14 protein-coding genes and 2 pseudogenes are annotated in these 25,027 nt (G+C 72.5%); 12 read left to right on the top strand and 4 right to left on the bottom strand.

The genetic code is table 11. From position 1 onward, the window contains the following. Positions 1 to 214: 214 nt before the first annotated feature. The gene (locus ABZS80_RS06825; protein ID WP_355054824.1) at positions 215 to 877 is read right to left on the bottom strand and encodes a class I SAM-dependent methyltransferase; all 663 of its coding nucleotides are present in this window, start codon (positions 875 to 877) and stop codon (positions 215 to 217) included. A 237-nt stretch (positions 878 to 1,114) separates the two neighbouring features. On the opposite strand from ABZS80_RS06825, the pseudogene ABZS80_RS06830 reads away from it, so the two are divergent. The 5 genes and pseudogenes from ABZS80_RS06830 to ABZS80_RS06850 form a co-directional block, all read left to right on the top strand. Next, positions 1,115 to 1,834, top strand: a pseudogene (locus tag ABZS80_RS06830) (IS256 family transposase); the annotation flags it as partial. A 59-nt stretch (positions 1,835 to 1,893) separates the two neighbouring features. Beyond that, positions 1,894 to 3,225 carry a sugar ABC transporter ATP-binding protein gene (locus ABZS80_RS06835; RefSeq protein ID WP_355054825.1) on the top strand — a complete coding sequence of 444 codons (1,332 nt, stop codon included), beginning with the start codon at positions 1,894 to 1,896 and terminating at the stop codon, positions 3,223 to 3,225. Beyond that, complete coding sequence (locus tag ABZS80_RS06840; protein WP_355054826.1) at positions 3,222 to 4,286, top strand: ABC transporter permease; 1,065 nt, start codon at positions 3,222 to 3,224, stop codon at positions 4,284 to 4,286. The genes ABZS80_RS06835 and ABZS80_RS06840 overlap by 4 nt, the downstream gene beginning before the upstream one ends. Before the next feature lie 23 nt (positions 4,287 to 4,309). Then, a complete protein-coding gene (locus ABZS80_RS06845) occupies positions 4,310 to 5,314 on the top strand; it encodes a substrate-binding domain-containing protein (RefSeq protein ID WP_355054827.1) in 1,005 nt (334 codons plus the stop codon). 82 nt (positions 5,315 to 5,396) lie between these two features. Beyond that, on the top strand, positions 5,397 to 7,088 hold the full coding sequence (locus ABZS80_RS06850) for a family 43 glycosylhydrolase (RefSeq protein ID WP_355054828.1): 1,692 nt from the start codon (positions 5,397 to 5,399) through the stop codon (positions 7,086 to 7,088). A gap of 55 nt (positions 7,089 to 7,143) precedes the next feature. Here the strand turns inward: ABZS80_RS06850 and ABZS80_RS06855 are convergent, their stop codons facing one another. Next, entirely contained in the window at positions 7,144 to 10,650 is a 3,507-nt protein-coding gene (locus ABZS80_RS06855) for a BTAD domain-containing putative transcriptional regulator (protein WP_355054829.1), read from the bottom strand. 174 nt (positions 10,651 to 10,824) lie between these two features. On the opposite strand from ABZS80_RS06855, the gene ABZS80_RS06860 reads away from it, so the two are divergent. Continuing rightward, a complete protein-coding gene (locus tag ABZS80_RS06860; protein WP_355054830.1) occupies positions 10,825 to 12,399 on the top strand; it encodes an AMP-binding protein in 1,575 nt (524 codons plus the stop codon). 76 nt (positions 12,400 to 12,475) lie between these two features. Continuing rightward, a complete protein-coding gene (gntF, locus tag ABZS80_RS06865; protein WP_355054831.1) occupies positions 12,476 to 14,038 on the top strand; it encodes a guanitoxin biosynthesis pre-guanitoxin forming N-methyltransferase GntF in 1,563 nt (520 codons plus the stop codon). A 44-nt stretch (positions 14,039 to 14,082) separates the two neighbouring features. Here the strand turns inward: gntF and ABZS80_RS06870 are convergent. Then, positions 14,083 to 14,346 (bottom strand): annotated as a pseudogene (locus tag ABZS80_RS06870) (deaminase); the annotation flags it as partial. 248 nt (positions 14,347 to 14,594) lie between these two features. Between ABZS80_RS06870 and aceB the strand changes: the two are divergent. Genes aceB through ABZS80_RS06895 form a run of 5 tightly spaced genes read left to right on the top strand, consistent with a single transcriptional unit; the run spans position 14,595 to position 22,288 of the window. Continuing rightward, complete coding sequence (gene aceB, locus ABZS80_RS06875) at positions 14,595 to 16,178, top strand: malate synthase A (protein ID WP_355054832.1); 1,584 nt, start codon at positions 14,595 to 14,597, stop codon at positions 16,176 to 16,178. Positions 16,179 to 16,207: 29 nt separating this feature from the next. Then, entirely contained in the window at positions 16,208 to 17,680 is a 1,473-nt protein-coding gene (locus ABZS80_RS06880) for an FAD-linked oxidase C-terminal domain-containing protein (protein WP_355054833.1), read from the top strand. Continuing rightward, entirely contained in the window at positions 17,680 to 18,927 is a 1,248-nt protein-coding gene (locus tag ABZS80_RS06885; protein ID WP_355054834.1) for an FAD-binding oxidoreductase, read from the top strand. The genes ABZS80_RS06880 and ABZS80_RS06885 overlap by 1 nt, the downstream gene beginning before the upstream one ends. Continuing rightward, positions 18,927 to 20,348, top strand: a complete 1,422-nt coding sequence (locus ABZS80_RS06890; RefSeq protein WP_355054835.1) for a heterodisulfide reductase-related iron-sulfur binding cluster — start codon at positions 18,927 to 18,929, stop codon at positions 20,346 to 20,348. Before ABZS80_RS06885 ends, ABZS80_RS06890 begins: the two co-directional genes overlap by 1 nt. 56 nt (positions 20,349 to 20,404) lie before the next feature. After that, positions 20,405 to 22,288 (top strand): L-lactate permease, encoded by a 1,884-nt coding sequence (locus tag ABZS80_RS06895; RefSeq protein WP_355054836.1) that lies wholly within the window; start codon positions 20,405 to 20,407, stop codon positions 22,286 to 22,288. A gap of 84 nt (positions 22,289 to 22,372) precedes the next feature. On the opposite strand, the gene ABZS80_RS06900 is transcribed toward ABZS80_RS06895, so the two are convergent. After that, positions 22,373 to 25,015 (bottom strand): NPCBM/NEW2 domain-containing protein, encoded by a 2,643-nt coding sequence (locus tag ABZS80_RS06900; protein ID WP_355054837.1) that lies wholly within the window; start codon positions 25,013 to 25,015, stop codon positions 22,373 to 22,375. Positions 25,016 to 25,027: the final 12 nt, after the last annotated feature.

Genomic DNA, 25,027 nt, shown 5'->3' on the forward strand with positions numbered 1-25,027 from the left:
GCGATCACCGGGACGCGGTTCCTGCCGGCCGGGGCCAGCAGCATCGTCGCGCGCCGGAACCGCCCCGAGCTGGTGCTGCCCCGAGGCGCTACCCGCTGCAGTTCTTGCCCCTCCTGGTCGGTCAACCTAGGCACACGGAAAGGCTCAGCCACCACACCCCCAGCAGCCGGACCGGACGACACCACACCACCGCTGGAACACCTACTCGGTGACCCTACTGGTCAGAGCACTGGTGCTTGGCGGCCAGCAGCTGCAACTCCTGGAATTGCCGCTTGTCCGTGGGCTTCGGTTCGCACAGCATCCGGGCGACCTCGCTGACGCCGACGTCGCGCAGCAGCCCCGCCAGATGGTCGGGCGACCAGCGGTAGGCCGTCACCACCGAGTGGTCGAAGGACTGTGTCGGGATCGTGGGGTCGTCGGTGGCGTAGCAACTGATCAGCAGCTGGCCGCCGGGGGCCAGGACGCGGGCGAACTCCGCGATCACGGCCGGGAGGTCCTTCGGCGGGGTGTGGATGATCGAGGACCGCGAGAGCACCCCGCCCAGCGCGCCGTCCGCGATGTCGAGCGCTGCCATCGAGCCCACCTCGAACCGCAGATCCGGGTTGGCCTGCCGGGCCAGCTCAATCATCGCCGGTGAGGCATCGACGCCGAAGGCACGTAGCCCTAACCCCCGCAGATGAGCGGTGACATGCCCTGGCCCGCACCCCAGGTCTGCAACCTCGCCCTCACCACCAGCGCGCACGGACTCGGCGAACGCGGCAAGCAGTGCCCGCTCGAGTGGCCGGTCGCGCAGGGTGTCGGTGAACTGCTGCGCGTAGCGTGCGGCGACGGCGTCGTAGGCGTCGCGGGTGGCGGGCAGTGAGTCCAGTCCGATCATTCGGGGACCGTAACGGACGCCACTGACACGGGGACGGCGCCCGGCTCGATGCGAGCCGCATCGTGGTCAGGAAGGTCCAATCTGCCGTGCCGGGGCCGCAGCCCGGTGGACCTATCCGGTCATCGCACTAAGGGCTGTCTCGTAACTGTGTGGAGGCGTTGTCTGCGGCCGGGTGGGACTGCAAGACGAACGGTGTAACTCCTGATCAAGGAGCAGCACCTGGTGTCCGAAGGATCGATGGTCGCCGTGGATACTGCCGCGGTGGCGAAGAACGCGCCGGGACAACCGGCGGAGGGTGTGGACGCGGAGCTGGTCGCCCAGCTGGTGGAGCAGGCCCGTGCGGCGGGTCTGCAGCTGACCGGGGACGGTGGTCTGCTGCAGCAGCTCACGAAGCGGGTTCTGGAGTCGGCGCTCGAGGGTGAGATCACTGATCACCTGGGCTATGACAAGGGCGATCCGGTGGGCAAGAACGGCGGGAACTCCCGCAATGGTGTGCGGGCCAAGACGGTGCTGACTGACGTAGGCCCGGTCGAGATCGATGTGCCGCGCGACCGCGACGGGTCGTTTACGCCGCAGATCGTGAGGAAGCGCCAGCGCCGGTTGTCCGGGGTGGACGACATGGTGATCTCCCTGTCGGCCAAAGGCCTGACCACCGGAGAGATCCAGGCCCACCTGGCTGAGGTGTATGGCGCGGAGGTGTCACGGCAGACGATCTCGACGATCACCGACAAGGTCGTCGAGGGCATGACTGAGTGGCAGAACGGGCCCCTGGACCCGGTCTATCCGGTGATCTTCCTCGACGCGGTGCATGTGAAGATCCGCGATGGGAAGGTCGCCAACCGGCCCATCTACCTGGCCCTGGCCGTCAGGGTCGAGGGCACCCGGGACATCCTCGGTCTGTGGGCCGGCGACGGCGGCGAGGGCGCCAAGTTCTGGCTGCAGGTCCTCACGGTCATCGGCGGTGGGGCAATGGTTCGTGTGGCCCCTCGGACACCATCGAGGTCGCGGGACGGCCCGTGAGCTTCGCCGGCCCGGCCGGCGCTCAACGCGCCGGCATCGCCACGATCCACCAGGAGCTTGACCTGGTGGCCGGGCTGTCCATCGCGGAGAACATGTTCCTCGGCCGCGAGCCGCGCACCCGGGTGGGCACCGTCGACATCCGCCGGATGCGCCGGCAGGCCACGGACCACCTGCGTACGCTCGGCGCCGACCTCGACCCACGGCGGCTCGTCGGGTCGTTGCGCGTCGGCGAGCAGCAACTGGTCGAGATCGGCCGGGCGCTGTCGCTGGACGCGCGGGTGCTGATCATGGACGAGCCGACCGCCGCACTGGCGGACGCCGAGGTCGAACGACTCTTCGCGACGATCGCGGAGCTGCGCCGGGCCGGCGTGGGCATCGTCTACATCTCGCACCGGATGGCGGAGATCGAGGTCGTCGCGGACCGGGTCACCGTGCTACGCAACGGCAGCGTCGCGGGCAGCGTCGACCCGAAGACCGCCTCCCGCGACGACATCATCCAGCTGATGGTCGGCCGGTCGGTCGACGCGCTCTTCGGCGAGGGGCGCAACGAGCCCGGGGACGTGCTGCTCGACGTCCGTGAACTCGCCGTGACGCCACGCCGGCCGACACCCGGGCGCACCGAGCCGGCCGGTGTCGACCTCTCGGTGCGCGCCGGCGAGATCGTCGGACTCGCCGGGTTGATGGGCGCGGGCCGCACCGAGCTGCTCGAAACCCTCTTCGGTGCCGGGGGCTCCGGCCGCCGGGCCGGCCAGGTGACGATCGACGGCCACCCGTACCGGCCGCACGGCCCACGGACCGCGCTGGCGCGCGGGGTGGCGTTCGTCCCCGAGGACCGCCGCGGCGCCGGACTGATGCTCGAGCACTCGGTGACCGACAACGTCGTGCTCTCCGCGCTGTCGTCGCTGACGACGCTCGGCCTGGTACGCCGGCAGGCGGTGAGGCGGACCGTCGCCGGACAGCTCCGGGCCCTGGCGGTGAAGGCGGCCTCGCCCGCGGTCGCCACCGCCACGCTCTCCGGCGGCAACCAGCAGAAGGTCGTGTTCGCCAAGCAACTGCTGACGCGACCGCGGCTGCTGCTGCTCGACGAGCCGACCAGAGGCGTCGACATCGGGGCCAAGGCGGAGATCTACCGGCTGCTGCACCAACTCGCCGACACCGGCATGGCGATCCTGCTCGCCTCGTCCGAACTGCCGGAGCTGCTCAGCCTCTGTGACCGGGTGGTCGTCCTGCACCGCGGTCGCACCGTGGCCGCGCTTCCCCGCGCGTCCGCCACCCCACAAGCGATCCTCGCCGCGGCCAACGGGGACGATGCCAAGGAGGCCCCATGAACCCGCCCAGCCCCACCGCCGTCGCCGACGCGCCGCCCGAGACACCGCCCCGTCGCCGGCCGATCCGGCTGCCGCGGGACCGGCACGCGATCGTCGACAGCTTCTTCCGGTTCCAGAGCCTGTTCGGACTGGTCGCCGTCTTCGTCATCGCGATCGCCGTGTCGCCCGTCCGCAACGGCGAGAACGTCTTCCTCAGCTCCGGGAACCTGGCCAACATCGTCCGGGCGGTCTCGGAGATCGGCATCATCGCGGTCGGGATGACGTTCGTGATCCTGATCGGCGGGATCGACCTCTCCGTCGGGGCGGTGCTCGGGCTCGCCGCGGTCGGGTCGGCCACCCTGATGGTCGACAGCGGCATGGGCGTCCTCCCGACCGTCCTGATCGTGCTGTTCATCGGCGCCGCGTTCGGCGCCACCCAGGGTGCGATCGTCGCCCGGCTCGGCATCCAGTCGTTCATCGTCACCCTCGCCGGTCTGCAGGCGGCCCGCGGCATCGCCCGGATGTGGTCCGGTGGTCTGGGCATCCCCATCGCCTACGGCGACGGGCCGCAGGAGGCGCCGGAGTCGTTCTCGGTGCTGAGCGGATCGATCAACGGCATCCTTCCCGTGCCGGCGCTGCTGTTCCTCGCCATCGGCGTCGGCGCGCTGCTGGTGCTGCGCAGCACGGCCTTCGCCCGGCACGTGTACGCCATCGGCGGCAACGAGAAGGCGGCCCGGCTGTCCGGGGTGCCGGTCCGCCGGGTCCGCGTCACCGTGTTCGCGATCGCCGGCCTGCTCGCCGCGCTGGCCGGGATCATCCACGCCGGGCAGCTCAACCAGGGCAGCCCGAACGACGGCGCCGGCTACGAGCTGGACGCGATCGCGGCCGTGGTCATCGGCGGGACGAGCCTTGCCGGTGGCAGTGGATCGATGGGCGGCACCATCGCCGGCGCACTGCTGCTCGGGATCCTCAACAACATCCTCGCTCTCAACAACATCGACGCGAACGTGCAGCTGGTCGTCAAGGGCCTGGTCATCGTGGCTGCCGCCGCGTTGCAGAAGCTACGTCCTCGCATCGCCTGACCCACCACCCCATGGAGGAAACCATGCGTTACGCCCGAAGAGCCGCCACGATCCTGGCGCTGGCCGCGCTCGTCGCCACCTCGGCGTGCAGCGTCGAGGACGACCCCGGCAGCAGCAGCTCCGACGCCTCGGCGAAGTGCGGCAGCGGCAAGGACTTCCTGATCGGCATGTCCCAGGCCAACAACGCCGAGCCGTACCGGCAGGTCATGAACGACGACGTGAGCACCGCCGCGAAGTCCGTGCCCGGTTTCAAGGTGGTCGTCTCGGACGCCGCCCAGGACAACAGCAAGCAGGTGGCCGACGTGGAGAACTTCCTCTCCCAGGGCATCAACCTGCTGATCATCTCGCCGAACGAGGCGAAGCCGCTGACCGCGGTGGTCAAGAAGGCGTACGACCAGGGGATCCCGGTCGTCGTGCTGGACCGCAAGGTCGAGGGTGACGCCTACACGGCCTTCATCGGCGGGGACAACGTCGCGATCGGCAAGGCGGCGGGCGAGTACTACGCGAAGACGCTGCTGCCGCAGGGTGGCAAGGTCGTGGAGATCTCCGGCCTGCCCGGCTCCACCCCGGCCGCCGAGCGCGCCCAGGGCTTCCGGGAGGGCATCGCGAGCAACCCGAAGATCGAGATCGTGGCGAGCCAGACCGCCGAGTGGCTGCGGGAGAAGGGGCAGAGCGTCATGGACGCGATGCTCAAGGCGAACCCCGACATCGACGCGGTGTACTCGCACAACGACCCGATGGCGGAGGGTGCGTACCTCGCGGCGAAGGCGGCCGGCAAGGAGACCGCGATCAAGTTCACCGGGATCGACGCGCTGCCCGTCCCCTCGGGCGGCATCAAGGCCGTCGAGCAGGGTCGCCTCCAGGCGACGTTCCAGTACCCGACCGGCGGGCGTGAGGCGATCGACCTGGCCAAGAAGATCCTCGTCGACTGCGCCAAGGACGTCCCGAAGACGACCACCCTCGGCACCCAGCAGATCACCAAGGAGAACGCCGCGGAGGTCTACACCACGCTCGGCGGCAAGCAGTAGGGGCCCGAGCGCCGGTCCGCCGCCGGAAGCAGGCGGCGGACCGGGGCACCACCTCGCCACCCGTAGAGCTCTGGAGGTACGCATGCCCCGCCCACCGTCCCGCGTCGGTCGGCTGTCCGCGCTGCTCGCCCTCGCCCTGGGACTGATCGTGGCCCCGGCGCCGGCCCGGGCCGCCGACCCCGCCGGGTTGACCAACCAGCCGTACGAGAACCGATCCGTCCAGGTCACCGCCGGCGAGTTCGTGAACGTGTACGACCCCAGCGTCGGCGAGGACGAGCGCTGGTACTACAACGACCACACGATGGTCCGTGACCGCGCGACGGGCCTGTGGCACGTCTTCGCGATCACCCACGCCGAGCCGGCCAACCCGTTGGACGAGAAGTTCTTCGGCCATGCCACGGCGCCGTCACCCCGCGGCCCCTGGACGAAGCAGCCGTTCGCACTCGAGGCCGACCCGAGCGCGGGGGAGATGCACATCTGGGCGCCGTACGTGCTGTTCCACGGCGGCACCTACTACATGTTCTACGCCGGCGGCACCGCCGACCACGAGGCGTACCGGATGCACCTCGCCACGTCGAAGGACCTGACGACCTGGACGCGGCATCCGGGCAACCCGCTGTTCACCGACGGCTTCGACGGCCGGGACCCGATGGTGACCCGGGTGGGCAACCAGTGGGTCATGTACTACACCGCCAACAGCACCCCGGCCGGCGGCCACCACATCGTCGCCTACCGCACGAGCCGTGACCTCGTGCACTGGAGCGACCGGCGGACGGCCTTCGAGCACCCGGCCACCGGCACCTTCGGCGGGCCGACCGAGTCGCCGTTCGTGGTGCACCGCGGCGGCTCGTGGTATCTCTTCGTCTGCTGTGAGAGCGGCTACCAGGACACCCGCGTGTACCGCAGCGAGGACCCCTTCCACTTCACCGTCGACCAGCTCGCCGGCCGGATCGAGGCGCACGCCGCCGAGGTGGTCAAGGACGACTCCGGCACCGGCCAGTGGTACGTCACGGGCGCCGGCTGGGGTCAGAGCGGGCTCTGGTTGGCGCCGCTGAACTGGCGTACGCCGGTGGTGACGAAGGGCCGGCTCGTCAGCACGCCCTACTACCGGGCCGTCGTGCAGACCGCGCCGGAGTCCCGGCTGGTCTCCTACGAGGCCGACCCGACCGGCCGAGGGGCGTACCGGTCCCTGACGGACTCGTCGTTCCGTTCCACGGCGCCCTACCTCGCGGTCGGCACCTTCGGCCCCACCGACACGGCGGGGGCCGCCCGGAACGTGACGGTGTCGCCCGACGGCACGGACGTGCTCCTGGCCGGCATCCCGCTCGGCGACGAGCCGGTGACCGTCGACTGGCGCTTCCGGTTCGCACCGACCACGGTGGACGTGGACCTCGCCTGGCACGTGACCGGCCCGACCAGCGCGCCGGTCTGGGAGGCGGCCTGGAACGTCGACTCGGCCCTGCCGCGGCTCGCGGACCCTGCCGGCGCCGATCGCGACGGGGACGCGGCGGGCTTCACGCCGTGGACGCTCGCCACGGACGACACGACCACACTGGCGGTCGCGTACCGGGACGGGTCGGCCTGGAGCGAGGACAACCGCTGGTTCAACCGGCCGAGCGGCTCGGTCGCCTGGCAGCCCCTGTGGCAGCCGGGCGGGCGGTCGCTGCCGGTGGGCGACCTCGCCGGCGGCACGTGGCGCATCGGCGTGAGCGGTGCGCCTGCCGACACCGGGTTCGCAGACGCCCTGGCGGCCTCGCTCAACGGCGCGGCGTAGCCTCCGGCCCCGTCTCGTAGCCGAGGTGCCCGGTCCTCCCGGTCCGGCTGCCCGGCTACGAGACGGTCGGCCCGGCGAGCGCCTGAACTCGGCGCAGATCGGCTCGGCACCCCACGACGCCGAATCCGGCCATCGCTCGCTCGAGGTGCTCGGCCCGGTTGAGCCCGAGGGCGGACCGCTGTCCTGCGGCGAGGTGACGGCCGAGTTCGTGGTGGGCGCGCGCCAGATCGTAGGGCAGCTGGCGGCGCTCGGCTTCGCGGACCGCCCGGACCCACGCCCGCCGGGCGGGCTCGGCCCGGCCGTCGAGCCAGCGGTACCAGCCCAGGCAGATGAGGGCCCTCGGACGAGCCATGGGAAAGGTGCGGGCGTAGCGGCGCAGCCGGCGCAGGGCGACTCCGGTGGTCTCGCGCAGCTCGGCCGGCTCCGGCTCGCCCGCTCCGCGCGCCGACCCTCGACGCGGACCCGCCAGCTCGAGCAGCGCCAGACAGACCTCGGGAACGCCGGCGTGCGCCTCCACGGCGTACTGCTCGAACGACGGGTGCGGGCCGATCAGGTGGTCGGCGGTGCGGATGGCCTGCCACGCGTCTGACGGCTGCCCGGTGGCGAGGCGCTGGCGAGCGGTGGCGGCGTGGAGGCGGGCGGCGTCGATCCTGGCTGCCGCGGGCAGCAGCTGTGCGGCCTCCGCGGACCAGCCTGCCAGCGCCGGGTCGTCGGGGTCGGCGCGCAGGGCCGTCTCGATCAGGACGAGCAGACCCCAGAGGTGTACGACGGGATCGCGGCGGTCGCGGCCGGAGGCCATCGCCTCGGTGGCCGCTGCGGCCGCCTGCGAATAGCGGGCCGTGAGGTACCGGCTGACCGCGCTGATCAGAAGCACCTCATCGGCCCACCGGTGCATCGGTGTCCGGCGTCGGAGTTGCAGGACCCGATCGGCGCCGAGGTCGACCGCCGCCCAGTCGCCGACCCCGGTCCAGTGCAGCCCACCCACGATGCCGAGCCAGCAGGCGGTGAGCGGATCGTTGGTCCGGTCGATGGCGCCACTCGCGGCGCGAAGGTGGCGGCCCGCGAGGCGGTGCAGCCCCACGGTGCCGACGATCATCCCGAGACCGGCCTGCGCCCGGACGATGAGATCGAGGTCCCCAGCGCGTTCGGCGGCGTTCAGCGACGAGATCGACGCCGCGAGGATCGGGAAGTGCTCATCGAGCACCCAGTAGACCTCGGCGATCGTGAAGCAGGTCGCCGCGCGTTCCCGGGCTGCCTCGCGCCGGTCCGCACGCCGGTCGACGACACCACCCGGTCGCAGGCCGTCGAGCGTCCGGCGTGCCACCTGTGACGCGAGCATCCCGAGCCGGCCGGTCGTCGACGCCGGGACGCCGCCGCCCAGCAGATCCAGCGCCTGCTCCAGGTGGTGTCGCGCCGCGTTCGCTTCCCCGAGCTGCTGGTGCGTCTCGCCGAGCATGCGGTGCCAGCGGGCCCGCTGCAGGGTCGTGACCTGACGTTCCAGGGCGGCGCGGAAGAAGGCCTGAGCCTCCCGGAACCAGCCCAGGCGCTGGTACAGCGCCCACAGCCGGACCAGGTGGGCGTCCAGCGCGGTCGGGTCGGCGTCCAGGATGAGCCAGTCGGTGGCGGCGCGGAGGTTCTCCTGCTCGGCCTCCAGGCTCGGCCCGCCCTCGGCGCGGGCCTCGCCCGGCCGGGGGAGCAGCGCGACGTAGTGCTCGGCATGGCGCCACCGCGTCCGCGCCTCCTCCGCGGGGTCCGTGGCCAGGCTCTCGGCCGCGTACTGCCGGAGCAACTCGTGCATCTCGTAGCGGCCGTCCCCGTCGACCGCGATGAGCGACTGGTCGACCAGGCCGGCCAGCATCGGCAGTCCGGCGCCCGCCACGGCGCTGGCGGCCTCGAGGTCGAAGCTGCGGCGCAGCACCGACAACCGACGTAAGGTCCAGCGTTCCTCGTCGGTCAGCAGCTGCCACGACCAGTCGATCACCGAGCGCAGGCTGCGGTGCCGCCGCTCCACGTCAGGTGCCGTGGTCTCCAGCAGTTCGAGCCCGTCGGCGAGCCGATCGGCGATGGCGGCCGGGCTGGCGGACCGCACCCAGCGGGCGGCCAGCTCGATGGCCAGCGGCACGCCGGCGACCAGCCGGCACACTCGACCGACTCCCTCGGCGCCGACGGCGGCGGGGAAGCCGGGACGCAGCAGCCGGGCCCGCTCCTGGAAGAGCTGCACCGCCTCGTAGCCGGCGGCGTCCGCGTCGGCGTCCGGCGGTGGGTACGGCAGGCCGGGCACCTCGACCAGCCACTCCACGCCCAGCCCCAGCGGCCGCCTGGAGGTCACCAGCAGCTGGGTGCCCGGTGCCCGTCGCAGCAGTTCGGCGAGCACTCCGGCGGCGTCGCGGAGGTGCTCCAGGTTGTCGAGCACCAGCAGCAGTTCGCGGCCGGCGAGGTGGTCGGCGAGCAGGTCCAGCGGCTCGCGGGGCACGGCCAGCTCTATCTCGAGCGCGCGGGCGAGATCGGCGACGACCAGATCGGCGGCCTCGTCCGGGCGGGCCGGGCTGGTTCCCACGAACGACACGAATACCGTTCCGTCACGATGACGCTCCTGCCGGTGCGCGGCGACCTCCACCGCCAGCCGGGTCTTGCCGATCCCGCCGGGGCCCACGAGGGTCACGAGCCGGCACGCGGGATCGTCGAGGAGCTCGTGCAGGCGCGCCAGCTCCTTCTCCCGACCGACCAGCGCGGTGAGCGGGCGAGGCAGATCGGTCGTCGGCGACCCGGCCGCCGGGGCCCGGTCCTCCCGCCCGGCTGCCGCGGGCGGGAGGACACCCAGCGCTGTGAAACCACGGGTGCCGGCGATCTCGTCACGCAGGGCGAGCGTGTCCGCCGCCGGCTCAATGCCCAGCTCCTCCCGGAGGAGGTAGCGGCAGGTCTCGTACTGGGCGAGCGCGGCGCTGCGCTGACCGCCCAGGGCCAGGAACCACATCAACGCGCGGTGTGCCTCCTCGTGCAGCCGCTCCAGCTGCAGCAGGCGGCGGGTCACCTCGATCCCGCCGGCGGCATCCCGCCGCTCGGTGGCCCGCTGCACGGCACGGTCCATGAGTGCGAGCATGTCCGCTCGAGCAGCGGCGCGCCGCTCGGCCAGCCATTCGTCGAAAAGCGGGGCACCGGGGACGTCGAAACCGTCGAGAAAGTCGCCTCGGCAGAGCCGGACGGCCTCCAGCAGCTCTTCGTCGTCCCGGTGGGAGGCGGCCACCCGGCCCACCTCCGCAACGTCGACCCACACCTGCCGGCTGTCCGCCAGCGCGATGGTCTGCCTGCTCACTGCCACGTGCTCCGGGACGACCCGGCGCAGCTTGGTCAGCACCAGCCGCAGATTGGCCCGGGCCGTCGGCTCCGGAAGGTCGCTCCAGAGCAACCCGGCCAGCGCCGAGCGTGAGTGTGCGGTGCCGGTGACCGCCAGATAGAACAGGAGCGCCGTCGCCTTGGCGGAGGCCAGCTCCACCAGGGGACGCCCGTCGACCGTCAGCTCGGCCCCGCCGAGCACCCGGACACGCAGCTGTTGGTCCCGCATAGCCACCACCGTCGTCGTCCGGGGAGAACTCTATCGCGATCCACGCGGGGAAAACGGTCGGGAAACGGTCTGCACACGCCGGCTCCCTACGGTCGGGTCATGAGTGTCGGAACCCGGCCCACCAGCGGCAACCCGCCCCCGGTTGGTGCCGGCGCCAACGGTGAAGGAGTCACCATGGCAGTCGTCCACCCGTCCCGCAGCGACCTGCCCGACGTCCCGGTCGGCGGGACCAGCGTGCAATCGCTCGTACTGCGGCACGCCGCCCGCCTCGGCGACAAGCCGGCCCTGGTCGACGGCGCGACCGGCCGCGCGATCAGCTACCGCCAGCTCGCCGCCGGTGTGGAGCGGATCGCGGCCGGTCTGGTCGCCCGAGGTTTCGCGGCGGGGGACGTCGTGGCCCTCTACAGCCCCAATCTGCCCGAGTACGCCCTGGCGGCCTACGGAACGATGGCGGCCGGCGGGATCGTCACCGGCGCCAACCCGACGCTCACCGTCGAGGAACTGGCCGGCCAGCTCGCCGACGCCGCGGCGCGGTTGCTGGTCACCGTGCCGCCGTTCCTGGACCGCGCGATGGCAGCCGCCGAGCTGGCCGGCGTCGAGGAGGTGCTGGTCTTCGGGGAGGCGGCGGGCGCGACGCCGTTCCGCCAGCTGATCGCCCACCACCATCCGCCGGTGGAGGTGGCGATCCACCCCGACAGCGAACTCGCCGCCCTGCCCTACTCGAGCGGCACGACCGGTCTGCCCAAGGGAGTGGAACTGACCCACTCGAGCCTGGTGACGAACGTCCGCCAGAGCCAGGCGGTGATGGGTTTCCGTGAGGACGACGTGGTCCTCGCCGCGGCGCCGTTCTTCCACGTCATGGGGTTCAACGTCCTGTTGCCCTGCAGCCTGGCGGCGGGCGCCACCGTCGTCACCCTGGCTCGCTTCGACCTCGAGGCCTTCCTTCAGGCGATCGAGGAGCACCGGGCGACGGTCACCATCGTGTCACCGCCGATGGCCATGGCGCTGGCCGACCATCCGCTGGTGGACGACCACGACCTGTCCTCGCTGAGGAGCCTCGGCGTGGGCGCGGCACCTCTCGCCGCCGAGGTGGAACAGCGGTGCGCTGAGCGGCTGGGCTGCGTGGTCAGTCAGGGCCTCGGGATGACGGAAGCGGCCGCCATGGTCACGGTCGGCCCACTCGACGAGCCGCGGCGCGGGTCGGTCGGCCGCCTGGTGCCCAACACCGAGGCGCGCGTCGTCGACCCGGACGGCGGCGCCGACGTCGGTGCCGGGCGCGCCGGCGAGCTGTGGATCCGTGGCCCGCAGCTCATGCGGGGCTACCGCGACCGTCCGGAGGCCACGGCCGCCACCATCGACGCCGACGGCTGGCTGCACACCGGGGACCTCTGCTACTTCGACGAGGACGGCTACCTGTACGTGATCGACCGGCTGAAGGAACTGATCAAGTACCAGGGGTACCAGGTCGCACCGGCCGAGCTGGAGCACCTGCTCCTCACCCACCCGGCGGTCGCCGACGTGGCCGTGGTGCCCCGGCCCGACCCGGACGCCGGCGAGGTGCCGGTCGCGCACGTGGTGCTGCGGGGACCGGCGACCGCTGAGGAGCTGCTGGCCTACGTGGCCGAGCGGGTCGCCCCCTACAAGCGGCTCCGTGCCGTCCGGTTCACCCCGTCGGTGCCGAGGGCGCCGTCGGGCAAGCTGTCGCGGCGGGTGCTGGTCGAGGCCGAGCGCATCCGGTCGGAACGATGAACATCCGGGTGGCCGCGGCCGTCGGCCGTGGTCTGCCGGTGGAACCCCGTCGATCGGCCCGAGCGGCGGCACCGGCATGAACGACATCGGGGTGGCGCAGGCGGTCCGGCCACCGGACCGCGTTCGGGCGGGGCGCCGAGGGCTCAGGACGTGGAGTTTCAGCGTCGCCGCCACGGCGGCATCGGCCTATGCGCTGGAGGCGGCTGTGGTGGCGGCAGGAGCAGGTCTGGTCGCCTCCGGGTTGCTCAGCGGCCTCGATCACCAGTGGCTGATGGCATTTCTGGTCGCGAGCTACACCGTCTGGGGGTTCGGCCTGCACGCCGGTGTGCGAGCGAACTGGACGCTCCTGACGACGACGGGAACCAGCACCAACGTGCTGTCCAAGGCGGCGAGCGACGTGGTTCGGCGCATGACGAGCAGCGCCCGGGCACCGCGCCTGGCGGCGGCCGTCGGATACGCCGGTACGGAGGTCGCCAAGGAAGTGCCCTACTACGCGGGCGCCTTCGGGGTCGCCGCGGTCACCGACTCGATCACGTCGCACGAGGCACTCGTGTTCCTCGGCGGGGCAAACCTCGGCGCCGCGCTGTACGAGTACGGGCTCGCCCGTCTCACCCGAGCCTTCCTCCTGCGCCGTCGCCGCAGGTATGCGTCGTTCGACACGGACTGGGCGCCGGCCGAGTACCTTGCCGACTACTACCGCACCCTCGAATCGGACGAGATCGCCACCATCGCGTTCTTCGTCGAGGCGATGCGCCACGCGGAACGCGGTCAGCCCGTGTTGTTCGTCGGGGTCGGGCCCACCCTGCACCACGTGTTCGCGGCCGCCGAGGTGGCGTCGGAGATCCACCTGGGCGACTACCTGCCGGCGAACCTCAGCGAGATCCAGCGGTGGATCGACCGCGAACCCGATGCCCACGACTGGCGACCGTTCGTCCGCTACACCCTGCAGTGCGAGGGGGTCAGCTGCCCGACCGACGAGGACGTGGCGACCCGCGAGGATCTCACCAGGGCGAAGATCACCGCGCTGATCCGGGTGGACGGCCGGCGACCCCGCCCGGTGGACCGCCTCTACGCGACGGTGGTGAGCGCCTACTGTGCGGACTCCGCCACCGGCGACCGGGCGGTCTGGCAGCTCCTCATGCGCCACATCACCGGCCTGGTCCGCCCCGGGGGTCTCTTCGTCACCGCGGCCCTGCGCCGATGCCGCGGCTACACCGTCGGGGGGAGGACGTTTCCCAGCGCGGATGTCGACGAACACGACCTCCGGGCGGTGCTGCGGCCCGAATTCGGGCCGCTGGACGGGTTGATCGAGGTCCGGCAGGTCGCCCAGGAGAGCGCACACGGCTATGCGGCGATCGTCCTGTGCCGGGCCCGCAGGCGGGATGCGGGGGCCTGCGGGTGTTCGACCGTGGCGAGGCGGCGCCGCGAGAACGGAGAGGTGGCTGCGCGGGGCTATTGTGCGGCGCGCCGATGCGCGGCGCGTTCGTGCAGCAGCCGCATCTCCTCGTCGAGTGGAGCGACCGGGCCGGAAACCGGGAGAGCGGGCGCGACGGCGGTGACGGGAAGCACGGCCACCGGCCCGGCCGGCAGGCCCCACTCCGCTCGCCAGGTGGCGAGCTGCGAGCTCGATGCGGCGTAGACGATGCGGCCGAGTCCCACCCAGGCATGGGCGGCCGCGCACATCGGGCAGTGCTCGCCTGAGGTGTAGACGGTCGCGGTGGCTCGCGCGGCCGGCGGCAGGTGTGCGGCCGCCCACTGCGCCAGGGCGAGCTCAGGATGCGCCGTGGGGTCCGCCGAGGACGTCTCCCGGTTCCGGGCCTCCGCCAGCACGTCTCCGCCCGGGCCGACCAGGACCGACCCGAACGGGTCGTCGCCCGCTGCCAGTGCTTCTGCGGCCAGCGCTACGCAACGCCGGAGATGCGTGATGTCCTGTCGGTCGGTCGTCATGGCCGGCTCTCCTTCCGAGGGTGCGAGCACCGCCAGCTTCGCAGACCCGGCGAGCGCCTCGAGAGGGTGGCTCGCGGTGGCCGCCGGCCCGACCGTTCGCCGCAGGTCAGGCACCGCTCGCCGCAGTGGATCGACCGTTCCCGGCCACTGTGCCGTCGCTCAGCTCGCGGCCATGACCAGCGAGAACTACAGTCGGCTGGAGCACCACCGGATAGATCGCGACAGATGTCACGGTGAGGAGCGAGTCGATGGCCAACCCTGCCGGCGTCGAGGTCACCGGGCCGATGCACCCCCGGTACGGCGACATCCTCACCCCCGAGGCGTTGAGCTTCCTCGCCGACCTGCACCGCGCCTTCGACGCCCGCCGTCGCGAACTGCTCGACCGGCGCAAGCGGCGCGAGGCCGAGCTCGCCGGAGGCGCGCTGTTCGACTTCCTCCCCGAGACCCGGGAGATCCGCGAGTCCGACTGGCGGGTCGCCGAACCCGCGCCGGGCCTGGTCGACCGCCGGGTGGAGATCACCGGCCCGACGGACGCCAAGATGACCATCAACGCGCTCAACTCCGGGGCGAAGGTGTGGCTGGCCGACCACGAGGACGCCAACACCCCGCTCTGGGAGAACGTCATCGCAGGCCAGCTCAACCTGCGTGACGCGATCGACCGTAAGCTCGACTTCACCTCGCCGGACGGCAAGCAGTACGCCCTGCACGACGGTGAGCTGGCCACCATCGTGGTCCGGCCGCGCGGCTGGCACCTCACCGAGAAGCACATCCTGGTCGACGGCGAGCGCACCTCCGGCAGCCTGGTCGACTTCGGCCTCTACTTCTTCCACTGCGCCCGCCGGCAGCTCGACCGCGGCGCCGGACCCTACTTCTACCTGCCCAAGATGGAGAGCCATTTCGAGGCGCGACTGTGGAACGACGTGTTCCTGCTCGCGCAGGAGCGCCTCGGCATCCCGCGCGGCACCATCCGGGCCACCGTGCTCATCGAGACGTTCCCGGCCGCGTTCGAGATGGACGAGATCCTCTACGAGTTGCGCGAGCACTCCGCCGGGCTGAACGCCGGCCGGTGGGACTACATGTTCAGCGTGATCAAGAAGTTCCGCACCCGGGGCGACGACTTCCTGCTGCCCGACCGGAACTCGGTGACCATGACCGTGCCGTTCATGCGCGCGTACACCGAACTGCTGGTGCGGACCTGCCACCGGCGGGGGGCGCACGCCATCGGCGGGATGGCCGCGTTCATTCCCAGCCGCCGTGACCGGCAGGTCAACGAGACGGCGCTGGCGAAGGTCCGGGACGACAAGACGCGGGAGGCGGGCGACGGGTTCGACGGCTCCTGGGTCGCCCACCCCGACCTGGTGCCGATCTGCCGGGAGGTCTTCGACCAGGTTCTCGGTGACCGGCCGAACCAGCTCGACCGCACCCGCGACGAGGTCCGGGTGACCGCCGCCGAGCTGCTCGACGTCCGGTCCACCCCGGGGCAGCACACCGAGGGCGGGCTGCGCAACGCGGTCAGCGTCGGCGTGCAGTACCTGGCCGCCTGGCTGCGTGGCTCCGGCGCGGTGGCCATCTACCACCTGATGGAGGACGCGGCCACCGCGGAGATCTCCCGCAGCCAGGTGTGGCAGTGGCTGCACAACGACGTCACCCTCGACGACACCGGTGAGCGGGTCACCCGGGAGCTGGTCGAACGGCTCGCCGACGAGGAGATCGGGAAACTGCCCGGCGCTCCCGGGGACTACGCCGACGCCCGGGCGCTGTTCCTGGAGGTCGCCGTCGCCGACGAGTTCGCCGACTTCCTGACCGTGCCCGCGTACGAACGGATGCCCTGACCGACGACCGACGCGACGTGGAGGTGGCCATGAGCAGGACCACGACGGACCTCGACGCTCTCGCCGCCGCCCTGCGGGCTGCCATCGGCGCCGACCGGGTGATCAGCGACCGGCAGCAGCTGCGCACCTACGAGTGCGACGGGCTGGCCCAGTACAAGGTGATCCCCGCGCTGGTGGCGCTCCCGGCGGACGCGGAACAGTGCGCCGCCGTCGTGCGGGCCTGCGTCGCCGCGGGTACGCCGTTCGTGGCCCGCGGCTCCGGCACCGGGCTCTCCGGCGGCGCCCTGCCCCGCGCCGACGGCGTCCTCGTGGTCGCCTCGCAGATGCGGGACATCCTGGAAGTCGCGCCGGACGACGAGCGGGCGGTGGTGCAGCCCGGCGTCATCAACCTGGCGATCACCCGGGCCGCCACCCCGTACGGCTACTACTACGCGCCGGACCCGTCCAGCCAGCAGATCTGCTCCATCGGCGGGAACGTGGCGGAGAACTCGGGCGGCGCCCACTGCCTGAAGTACGGCTTCACCACCAACCACGTCCTCGGCGTCGAGCTGGTCACCCCCGACGGCGACCGGGTACGCCTGGGCGGCCGCGCCCCCGACGCCCCCGGCTACGACCTGCTCGGCGCGTTCGTCGGCTCCGAGGGCACCCTCGGCATCGCCACCGAGGTGACCGTCCGGCTGACCCGGCTGCCGGAGTCGGTGCGCACCCTGCTCGCCGCGTTCGAGACGACCGACCAGGCCGGTGCGGCGACCTCGGCGATCATCGCGGCCGGGGTGGTGCCGGCGGCGGTGGAGATGATGGACGCCCTGGCCATCGAGGCGGCCGAGGCGGCGGTGCACTGTGGCTACCCGCCCGGTGCCGGGGCGGTGCTGATCGTCGAGCTGGACGGGCCGGAACCGGAGGTCGCCGCCCAGTTCGCGCAGGTGGAGAGCCTGTGCCGGGAGAACCGGGCGTTCGAGATCCGGATCGCCGCCGACGACGCCGAGCGGGCGCTGTTCTGGAAGGGGCGCAAGTCCGCGTTCGCCGCCGTGGGGCGGATCAGCCCGGACTACATCGTCCAGGACGGGGTGATCCCGCGGACCGCCCTGTCGGAGGTGCTGCGCCGCATCGGCGAGCTCTCCGCCGAGCGCGGCATCCGGGTGGCGAACGTCTTCCACGCCGGCGACGGCAACCTGCACCCGCTGGTCCTCTTCGACGCCGCCGTCGACGGCGAGACCGTCCGCGCCGAGGAGGTCTCCGGCGCGATCCTCGACCTCTGCATCACCCACGGTGGCTCGATCACCGGTGAGCACGGCGTGGGCATGGACAAGGCGAAGTACATGCCCCGCATGTTCACCGACGACGACCTGGACACGATGCAGCTGCTGCGCTGCGCGTTCGACCCGGACGGGCTGGCCAACCCCGGCAAGGTCTTCCCGACGCCCCGCCTCTGCGGCGAGGTGCCGGGCCGGCGCAAGGGGGTCCACCCGGCGCAGGAGGCCGGCCTGGCGGAGGTGTTCTGATGCCCGCCGACCGGACCCTCGACCAGCTCCGCGCCGCCGCCGAGGTCATCCGTGCCGCCGGCGAGCACGACACCGTCGCCGGGGTGGCGGCCCGCTACGTCGCCGCGCCCCGGGACACCGGCCAGGCCGCCTCCCTGCTGCGCGCGGCGGCCGCGCTCGACCTGGCCGTCACGTTCCGCGGCGGCGGCACCAGGCAGGACTGGGGGAGTCCACCCCGTCGACTCGACCTGATCCTCGACACCACCGCCCTGACCGGAGTGGTCGAGCACGCCGCCGGCGACCTGATCACCGTGGTCCGGGCCGGCACCCGCCTCGACGAGCTGCCGGCCACCCTGGCCGGCGCCGGGCAGCAGCTCGCCCTCGACGCGCCGCTGCCCGGCGGCACCGTCGGCGGCGCCGTCGCCACCAACACCAGCGGCCCGCGCCGGATGCTCTACGGAACGGTCCGCGACCTGCTCATCGGGGTCACGCTGGTGCGCGCGGACGGGGTGGTGGCGCACGCCGGCGGCAAGGTGGTCAAGAACGTCGCCGGCTACGACCTCGGCAAGCTGGTCACCGGCGCGTACGGCACGCTGGGGCTGATCACCGAGTGCGCGTTCCGGCTGCACCCGCTGCCCGCCACCGTCGCCTACGTCTCCCGCGCCGTCGACGACCCGGCCGAGGCCGGCCGCCTCGCCGGCACGGTACGGGCGGCCCAGCTCGTACCCACCGCGCTGGAGGTGGACGCGCCGGCCGGCGAGCGAGCGACGGTCACCGTGCTGCTGGAGGGCACCCCGGCCGGGGTGACCGCCCGGGCCGCCGCGGCCCGCCGGCTGCTCGGCGCCGACGCCACCGCCGCCGACCAGCCGCCCGAAGGCTGGGCACGCTGTCCGTGGCGGGACGGGGACGTCGGCCTGAAGCTGACCGCCGCGCTCTCCGGCGTACCCCGGTTGCTGAGCGACGCCCGCGCGACGGCCGACCGGCACGACCTGCCGCTGTCGCTGCGCGGCTCGGCCGGCGTCGGTGTCCTCTACGCCGGCCTGCCCGGCGCATCCGACCCGGAGCGGGTCGCCGGCCTGGTGGACGCGCTCCGGGCGACGACCGCCGCCGTCGGCGGGCACACGGTGGTGCTCACCGCACCCGCGCCCGTGCGGGACCGGGTCGACCTGTGGGGACCGGTACCCGGCCTGGAGCTGATGCGCCGGGTCAAGCAGCGCTTCGATCCGGACGCCCGGCTGGCGCCCGGCCGATTCGTGGGAGGGATCTGATGAGCATCCCCCAGCAGCCCGGCCCGACCCCGGTCACCTCACCCGGCGGGAGCCAACCGGCCAGCGGTCCCCGGGACGTGCTCGGCGCGGCCGCCCAGCCGCCCGGCGTCGGCGCCTTCGACGAGCACCACCCGCCGTCCGCCGAGATGGTCGGCGACTGCGTGCACTGCGGCTTCTGCCTGCCCACCTGCCCGACCTACGTGCTCTGGGGCGAGGAGATGGACTCGCCGCGCGGACGGATCTACCTGATGAAGCAGGGGCTGGAGGGCGAGCCGCTCACCGACTCCATGGTCACCCACTTCGACCGCTGCCTCGGCTGCATGTCCTGCGTCACCGCCTGCCCCTCCGGCGTCCAGTACGACCGGCTCATCGGGGCCACCCGCCAGCAGGTCGAACGCCGGCACAGCCGCAGTCCTCGGGACCGGGCGCTGCGGGCGGCGATCTTCGCACTCTTCCCGTACCGCAGGCGGCTGCGGCTGCTGCGCGGGCCACTGCGGGCCTACCAGGCCACCGGCCTGCCCCGGCTGATCCGTCGCAGCGGGCTGCTGCGCCGGCTGGCACCCACCCTGGCGGCGGTGGAGTCGCTGGCCCCCCGGCTGGGCCGGGCCGCCCGCCCGCCGCAACGGGTGGCCGCCGTCGGCACCCGGCGGGCCGTGGTCGGCATGCTCACCGGCTGCGTGCAGGGCGCCTTCTTTCCCGAGGTGAACGCCGCCACCGCCCGGGTGCTCGCCGCCGAGGGCTGCGAGGTGGTGATCCTGCCCGACCGGCAGGGCTGCTGCGGGGCGCTGAGCGTGCACAACGGACGGGAGGAGGAAGCGCGCCGCTTCGCCCGCCGGATGGTCGACACGTTCGCCGCCGCCGGCATCGACTATTTCGTGGTCAACGCGGCCGGCTGCGGCTCCACCCTCAAGGAGTACGGCGACCTGCTGCGCGACGACCCGCGGTACGCGGCGCTCGCCGCCGACTTCGCCGGCAAGGTCCGCGACCTCTCCGAGGTGCTGGTCGAGCTCGGCCCGGTCGCCACCCGGCACCCGCTGCCGGTGACGGTCGCCTACCACGACGCCTGCCACCTGGCCCACGCCCAGGGCGTCCGGGCGCAACCCCGCCGGCTGCTGCGCGACATCCCCGCGCTGGAACTGCGGGAGATCGCCGATCCGGAGATCTGCTGCGGCTCGGCGGGCATCTGGAACATCCTCCAACCCGGGCCGGCCGCCGAACTCGGCGACCGCAAGGCCCGCACCGTACTGGCCACCGGGGCGCGGCTGCTCGTCACCGCCAACCCCGGCTGCCTCATGCAGGTCGCCGCCTCGGTGACCCGCGCCGGCGGCGACATCGCGCTGGCACACACCGCCCAGGTCCTCGACGCCTCGATCCGCGGACGAGGGATCGAGGAGCTGGTGCACCACCGAACCCCGTCCTGACGGCGAGATCCACCGTCACCGCTGACCCCCGTCCCCCCACAGCGTCGAGGTGACCCATGTTCGACCAGTTCACCGTCGTCACCGATCCCGTCGGTGACTCCGTCGCGCTCTCGGCCATCTTCGCGGTCCTACCCCTGCTCACCCTCTTCGTCCTGCTCGGCGTCCTGAAGGTCAGGGCCTGGCTGGCCGGCGTGATCTCCCTCGTGGTCGCCCTGATCGTGGCCATCGCCGTCTACGCCATGCCAATCGGGCAGGCCGTGCTCTCCGCCACCGAGGGCGCCGCCTTCGGCTTCTTCCCGATCCTCTGGATCGTCATCAACGCGATCTGGGTCTACAACCTCACCGTCGAGAGCGGACACTTCGACGTGCTGCGCCGCTCCTTCGAACGGGTCAGCCCGGACATGCGTATCCAGGCGATCATCATCGCGTTCTGCTTCGGTGCGCTGCTGGAGGCGCTCGCGGGGTTCGGCACGCCGGTGGCGATCACCGTGGTGATGCTGATGGCGCTCGGGTTCCGCCCGATCCACGCCGCCTCGGTGTCCCTGCTGGCCAACACCGCGCCGGTGGCCTTCGGCGCGCTCGCCACCCCGATCGTCACGCTGGCCAGCGTCAGCAGTGGCGCCAGCCCCGACCCCCGGCTCACCGTCGACACCCTCGGCGCGATGGTCGGCCGGCAGACCCCGATCCTCGCGGTGGTCGTACCCCTGATGCTGGTGGCCCTCGTCGACGGGCGGCGCGGCGTCCGCCAGACCTGGCCGGCCGCGCTGGTCGCCGGGGTGAGCTTCGGCCTGGCGCAGTTCGTCGCGGCGAACTACATCTCGGTGCCGCTGACCGACATCGTCGCCGCGCTGGTCTCGGCCGCCGCCGTGGTGCTGCTGGTCCGCGTCTGGCGGCCGGTCACCCCCGCCGACCTCGGCCGCGAGCCGGAGACCGCCGCCGTGCCGGCCGCCCGCGGGGCAGCCGACGCGGAGCTGGCCGGCCCCGGCACGGTCCGCACCGCCGCGGGCGCCCGCTCCGATACGACCAGCACAGCCGCCCCCGGACTGGGCGGTTCCGGTGGGGAGACCCCGCCGGGTGATCCGCGCGTCGACGAGACCGCTCCCGCCGGCCGGCACCGCGGCGACGACGACCTGGAGCCCCGGCCCACGGACCAGGTGCGCGCCGCCACGGCGGGCGGTCGGCGGATCGCCGACACCCCGGCCGAGGTCGCCCGGGCGTACGCGCCCTACCTGATCATCATCGCGATCTTCTCCGTCGCCAACGTCGGCGCGGTGAAGACGGCCCTGGCGGAGGAGCCGTGGACGGTGAAGTTCCCCTGGCCGGGGCTGGACCTCCTGGGCGGCAACGGCAAGCCGCTGTCCTCGGTGACGTTCACCTTCAACTGGCTGCCCGCGGCCGGCACCCTGATGATCCTCGCCGGCATCCTGACCGCGCTGGTGCTGCGGGTCTCGGCGGGCCGCGCGCTGCGCGCCTACGGCCGCACCTACGTCGAGCTGCGCTACGCGATCCTCACGGTGATGGCGGTGCTCGCCCTGGCGTACGTGATGAACCAGTCCGGCCAGACCAACACCCTCGGCGCGTTCCTCGCCGCGGCCGGCGGGGCGTTCGTGTTCCTGTCGGCGATCCTCGGCTGGATCGGCGTCGCGGTGACCGGCTCGGACACCTCCGCCAACGCGCTGTTCGGCGCCCTGCAGGCGCAGACGGCGGCCCGGGCCGGGCTGGACCCGCTGCTGCTGGCCGCCGCCAACTCGTCCGGCGGAGTGCTCGGCAAGATGATCAGCCCGCAGAACCTGGCGATCGCCGCCGCCGCCGTCGGCATGGCCGGCCGGGAGGGGGAGATCTTCCGGAAGGTGTTCGGCTGGAGCCTCGTGCTGCTGCTGTTCATGTGCGTGCTGGTCGCGCTCCAGGGCTCCCCGGTCCTGAGCTGGATGGTGCCCTGATCCCAGGCCCGACCGCCCGGGCGCCACGGATCACGGGGCGCCCGGGCTCGTCGCGGCTCCGGCTCGACTGGCTTCTGCTGGGCGTCAGCTCCCCGGCAGGCGGAGGACCCTGGCGTCGGCCCAGTCCGCGTGGTCGCTGTTGTTCGTGTTGCCAGCGTCCGTGACCCGCAGCACGAGCCGCTCGACACCGAGGACGTCAAGTTCGACGCGCTGCGGTGGCGAGTACGGCTGCGCGCGCATGAGACCGCTGTCGTACACGACCTTGCCGTCGGCGAGCACCTGGAAGACGACCGACGCGTTGGGCGACGTGCGCTGCACGTCGTCGATGCCGACGATCGCGACGAACCTCGTGTCCGTCGGTTCGAGGTCGTAGACGACCTCCGAGTTCGCATGGGTGCCGATGCCCTTGGCGTACTCGGTGCCGGCGAGGCGGATCGGGTTCCCCGACACGGCCCGGTCCTTCAGCACCGAGCGCCACCCGGCCGTCGCCGAGACCCAGTCACGGTCGCTGAGGTGTTCGGCCGGGCCGTCGGCGGGCGCCGCCTGCTCCTCGACGATGGTGCCCGGCCCCTCGCCGATCTCATTCGTCGAGGTCACCCGGTACCGGTACGGTCCGCCGGCCGCCTCGCGATCCAGGAAGGAACCGCCGGTCTGCCCGGTCGCGATGGCCGTGAAGTCGTCGCTCCCGGCCGGGGCGCGGTAGACCGTCGACGTCAGCGCGCCCTCGGCCGCCGTCCAGGTGACGCCGACGGCGTCACCGACGCGGTACGCGGCCACCGGGGACGGCGCTTCCGGCACGGCGGCGGGCATGGTGCGGAACCCCCACTCCCCGCCGGGGACCACGAGTTCCTGTCCGGTCTTCGGGTTCACGGCCGTGACCTCCCAGTAGAAGGTCCGCCCGGCATCGAGGGAGGCGATCCCGGCGGTGGGCTTCGTGACCGTGGCCTCGGCGACGACGGCGGTCATCCCGGCGTCGCGAGCGACCCGCAGACGGTACTCCCGCGCGTTGACCGCGGGCTCCCACGCGAAGGTCACACCCTTGGCGGGCACGCCCGTCGCACCGTCGGCCGGCGAGAGCAGCGCGTAGTCCTGCGGGTGGGTGAGGATGAGGTCACCGTGCCGGTTCGGGTTCACGTCACCGCTCGTGGTGACGGTGACCGACGCGCCGACGGGAACCGTCAGCGTGACCTGGGTGAGCGCGCGGCCGTTCACGTGCACGTACTCGGGCTTCACGGGTTTGCCGTCCACCTTCAGCTTCGGCCAGCCGCCGGGGAACTGCACGGTGACCTCGAGCGGTTGCGGTCCGGCGTTGTGGTTGACGACCGTCTTCGTGGTGCCGTCGTGGCGGACGCCGAAGTCATGCTCGCCCACCCGGATGTGGTCGAGGTCGAGCCATCCGATCTCCGCGGGCAGGTGCGAGCGGACCGACACCGCGTGCTCGGGCGCGTCGGGCCGGACCCCGGCGAGTCCCTCGACGGTCTGCGACACGAGCGTGAAGCTCGTCTCGGGGTAGTCGCCGTTCGTGCCCTGCGTGGGCACCTCGTGCGGAAGGTGGAGCTTGGCGATGATGTCCTTCATCCAGGTCCACGCCTGCTCGTCGAAGCCGTAGTTGAACATCGCGTCGGGCACGTACGTCGTCGCCTCGATGTTCGGCGGCCGGTCCTCGACGTACATGCGGTCGAGGTACCCGAGGAAGTCCCACGTGCGCTTGTCGTTGGCGTCGAGGAACTCCTTGACCGCGTAGAAGACGGAGTTCTCGCGGCCGAAGCCGGCGTACGGCTCGTTCGCCGGCCCGCGACCCCGCACGTACTCCCAGCTGCCCCGGACGACGCCCCATTCGTCCTCGAAGTGCCGCTTGAGCGCCGCGGCCTTCTGCTCGAAGGTCGCCGCCGTTCCGAGATCGCCCTTCTCCCGGGCGAGGTACGCGTAGGCGAGGTACGCCCGGTACTGGGAGGCGAGCCCGTCGCCGGCTTCGATCACGGCGTGGTCGCCACGTTCGTTGTAGCTCGCGGCGCCCTGGAAGATGCCCCGGCCGGTGCCCTCGGCGATGCCGTTGGGCAGCTGCGTGTCGTGGAGCGCGACGAAGTCGGTGACCGCCTCGGTGTAGTACCGCCAGAGCACCGGGTCGTCGAGGTAGTCGGCGTCGCCGGTCCAGCGATACTGCTCCTCGGCCTCCTGCAGGAGTTCGAAGACCGCGGGCACCTCGCGCACGAAGTTCGTGTCGCTGCGGTAGTCCACGTTGTAGGGGCTGCCGTCGAAGTTCAAAGCCCAGAGCGGATACCACTTGCGCGCCTCGTTCGCGCTCGCCGCGAAGGCGGTGAGCATCGACTTGTTCTCCTCCTCGAGGCCGAGAAGGTGGCCGCCCGCGGCCTGGTGGACGAAGTCCCGGGAGTAGAAGGCGGTGCGGTGGGCGTAGCCGGCCCAGTACGACGGGATGTAGTCGGCCTCGCCGGTGCCGGGGTTGCTGCCGTTTCCGTTCACCGGGCCGCGCTTGCCGGTCTGCACGTGCTGCCGCGCGCGCGACATGGCCCAGTTGACGGCGTCGGTGAGCTGCGGCGACGAACTCGCGACCGTGATGGGTCCCTGGTCGAGCCCGGCCGTGGTCTCCGGACCCGCGGCGTGGGCCGGGGTGGCGAGCGGCGCGAACAGCAGTGCCGCGACCACGGCGGCGGCCGTGCCGATGGTGCTCCGCCGCGACGGCGGACTGCCGGGTGATGGTGTGCCCATCGCATCCTCCTC

The organism is Micromonospora sp. NPDC005305, from assembly GCF_040607315.1.
Taxonomy (GTDB): Bacteria; Actinomycetota; Actinomycetes; order Mycobacteriales; family Micromonosporaceae; genus Micromonospora.